The sequence below is a fragment of the Pseudomonas putida W15Oct28 genome, assembly GCF_000708715.2.
In the GTDB taxonomy this organism is placed as follows: domain Bacteria; phylum Pseudomonadota; class Gammaproteobacteria; order Pseudomonadales; family Pseudomonadaceae; genus Aquipseudomonas; species Aquipseudomonas putida_R.
In genome coordinates, this window is the sequence record NZ_JENB01000087.1 from 1 (window position 1) to 3,330 (window position 3,330).

At 65.6% G+C, this 3,330-nt stretch carries 2 protein-coding genes and 1 pseudogene; 2 read left to right on the forward strand and 1 reads right to left on the reverse strand.

Annotated elements, in window-relative coordinates; genetic code table 11:
• Positions 1–366 (reverse strand): annotated as a pseudogene (locus AK81_RS30930) (signal recognition particle-docking protein FtsY); the annotation flags it as partial.
• 231 nt (positions 367–597) lie between these two features.
• Here AK81_RS30930 and AK81_RS27515 point away from each other — a divergent pair.
• Both AK81_RS27515 and AK81_RS27520 read left to right on the forward strand, forming a co-directional pair.
• Entirely contained in the window at positions 598–1,953 is a 1,356-nt protein-coding gene (locus AK81_RS27515; protein WP_043204395.1) for a M16 family metallopeptidase, read from the forward strand.
• Positions 1,946–3,330 (forward strand): M16 family metallopeptidase (locus AK81_RS27520; RefSeq protein ID WP_043204397.1); only part of this gene is annotated, 1,385 nt, incomplete at its 3' end. The genes AK81_RS27515 and AK81_RS27520, both read left to right, overlap by 8 nt.

Sequence of the window (3,330 nt, forward strand, 5' to 3'; positions counted from 1 at the left end):
CACTGGGGAGGGCGCAGGCTCGAAGACCGGGGCAGCCACTGGGGCGGGCGCAGGCTCAAGGACAGGGGCAGCCACTGGGGTGGGCGCAGGCTCAAGGACCGGGGCAACCACTGGGGCAGTTGCCGGCTCAGCAGCCCTAGGGGCCTCAGTGGCAGGTGCAGGGGTTTCTGCAGCCACCGGCTCGACCGGAGCAGCTTCAGCGTGCTCGACGGCGGACTGCGGCGCTACAGGTTCTGCAGCCTGAGGCTCGGGGGCTTGTGGCTGTTCGGCGACAGGTTGCTGCGGCTTCTTTCGAAACCAGCTGAACAGGCCTTTCTTCTCGCCAGCCTCGGCCGGCGCTTTTTTGTCGTCGTTGGAACCAAACATGGAGGACGGCTATCTCAGGGTAGCGATGAGCCAGCAATGGCTCATCGGGAATTCTCTCTACGCAGAACAGACTATCTTGAAGCCTGCTGGTTCATGCGCAACGTTTTGTCTTAGTGTCCTGTGGGCCAGAACGGCGACAGGCATGGTCGCCAGGCAACCGGATCAGTATCCTAGCACCTCCTGGCCCGCCGACGCTAAACCCAGCGGGCCGCCGAACAGGTTAAACACCGTATGAATGCTCTAGCCCGCCGCGCCGCTGGCCTGTTGCTCGGCACGCTCTGCCTGCCGCTCGCGGCCTTCGCCGCCGATGTGCAACCCACCCACGAATTCATCCTCGACAACGGCCTGAAGGTGGTCGTGCGCGAGGACCATCGCGCCCCGGTGGTGGTCTCGCAGATCTGGTACAAGGTCGGCTCCAGCTACGAAACCCCGGGCCAGACCGGCTTGTCCCATGCGCTGGAACACATGATGTTCAAGGGCAGTGCCAAAGTCGGCCCCGGCGAAGCTTCGCGCATCCTGCGTGACCTGGGCGCCGAAGAAAACGCCTTCACCAGTGACGACTACACCGCCTATTACCAGGTGCTGGCCCGCGACCGCCTGCCGGTAGCCCTGGAGCTGGAGGCCGACCGCCTGGCCAGCCTGCGCCTGCCGGCCGACGAGTTCAGCCGCGAAATCGAGGTGATCAAGGAAGAGCGCCGCCTGCGCACCGACGATCAGCCCAATTCCAAGGCGTTCGAGCTGTTCCGAGCCATGGCCTACCCGGCCAGCGGCTACCACACGCCGACCATCGGCTGGATGGCGGACCTGGAGCGTATGAAGGTCGAAGAGCTGCGCCACTGGTACGAGTCCTGGTACGCCCCCAACAATGCCACCCTGGTGGTGGTCGGCGATGTCACCGCCGACGAGGTCAAGGGCTTGGCGCAGAAGTACTTCGGCAGCATTCCCAAGCGCGCCGTACCGCCGGCCAAGCTGCCACTGGAGCTGGCCGAGCCTGGCCAGCGCCAGCTGACCTTGCACGTACGCACCCAGCTGCCCAGCCTGATCTATGGTTTCAACGTGCCCGGGCTGCCCACCGCCAAGGACCCACGCACCGTGCATGCCCTGCGCCTGATCTCGGCACTGCTCGACGGCGGCTACAGCGCCCGCATGCCGGCCCGCCTGGAGCGTGGCCAGGAGCTGGTGGCCGGCGCTTCGTCCAGCTACAACGCCTTCACCCGCGGCGACAGCCTGTTCCTGATCTCGGCCACGCCGAACGTGCAGAAGCAGAAAACCCTCGCCGATGTCGAGAAAGGCATCTGGCAGTTGCTTGAAGAACTCAAGACCACCCCGCCCAGCAGCGATGAGCTGGAGCGCGTACGCGCCCAGGTCATTGCCGGCCTGGTCTACGACCGCGACTCCATCAGCAGCCAGGCCACCACCATCGGCCAGCTGGAAACCGTCGGCCTGTCCTGGAAGCTGATCGACAGCGAGCTGGACGAGCTCAAGCGCGTCACCCCGCAGGACATCCAGGACGCCGCGCGCACCTATTTCACCCGCGAACGCCTGAGCGTTGCCCATGTACTGCCCGAGGAGTCCGCTCATGAGTGATCGTCGCGCACCGCGCCCAACCCTGCTGGCCACGGGCATCCGCGCCCTGGCGCTGGCGGCAGTGCTGGCCGCCCCGGCCATGGCCGACAACGCCGCCAAGGCAGACACCAGCGCCGCCCGCCCGGCCAACACCTTGCAGTCGCTGGCCGAGCTGGATGGCAAGGCACCCAGCCGGCGCCAGCTGAACATCCAGCACTGGAACACCGCTGAAGGCGCACGGGTGCTGTTCGTGGAAGCCCGTGAACTGCCGATGTTCGACCTGCGCGTCACCTTTGCCGCCGGCAGCAGCCAGGACGCCGGAACCCCCGGCGTAGCGGCGCTGACAAACGCCATGCTCAACGAGGGTGTGGCCGGCAAGGACGTCACCGCCATCGCCGAAGGGTTCGAAGGCCTGGGCGCAGACTTTGGTAACGGCTCCTACCGCGACATGGCCGTGACGTCGCTGCGCAGCCTCAGCACCAAAGACAAGCGCGAACCTGCGCTCAAGCTGTTCACCGAAGTGGCCGGCAAGCCAACCTTCCCCGAGGATGCCCTCAAGCGCATCAAGAACCAGATGCTGGCCGGCTTCGAATACGAGAAACAGAACCCCGGCAAGATCGCGGGCAAGGCGCTGTTCGGCAACCTTTACGGCGGCCATCCCTACGCCCACCCGAGCGACGGTACCGCCGACAGCATCAACGGCATCACCCTGGCGCAGCTGCGCGCCTTCCATGCCAAGGCCTACACTGCAGGCAACGCAGTCATCGCCCTGGTCGGCGACCTCAGCCGCAGCGAAGCCGAAGCCATCGCCGCCCAGGTGTCCGCCGGCCTGCCCAAGGGCCCGGCGCTGGCCGCACCGGCCCAACCCACTGACGCCAAGGCCGGCCTGACCCACATCGACTTCCCGTCCAAACAGACCCACCTGATGCTGGCCGAACTGGGTATCGACCGCCAGGACCCGGACTGGCCAGCCTTGTCGTTGGGTAACCAGATCCTCGGTGGTGGTGCTTTTGGTACCCGGCTGATGAGCGAAGTGCGTGAAAAGCGTGGCCTGACCTACGGCGTGTACTCGGTGTTCAGCCCGATGCAGGTGCGCGGGCCGTTCATGATCAACCTGCAGACCCGTGCCGAGCTCAGTGAAGGCACGCTCAAGCTGGTGCAGGGCATTCTTGCCGACTACCTCAAGACCGGCCCTACCCAGCAAGAGCTGGACGATGCCAAGCGCGAACTGGCTGGCAGCTTCCCGCTGTCCAATGCCAGCAACGCCAGTATCGTCGGCCAGTTGGGCGCAATCGGCTTCTACAACCTGCCGCTGACCTGGCTGGAGGACTTCATGCAGCAGTCCCAGGCCCTCACCGTCGAGCAGGTCAAAACCGCCATGAACAAACACCTGTCAGC

What these genes read in the sequence shown, in the direction of transcription:
- AK81_RS27515 (WP_043204395.1), top strand. Translation starts at nt 598, where the DNA reads ATGAATGCTCTAGCCCGCCGCGCCGCTGGCCTGTTGCTCGGCACGCTC.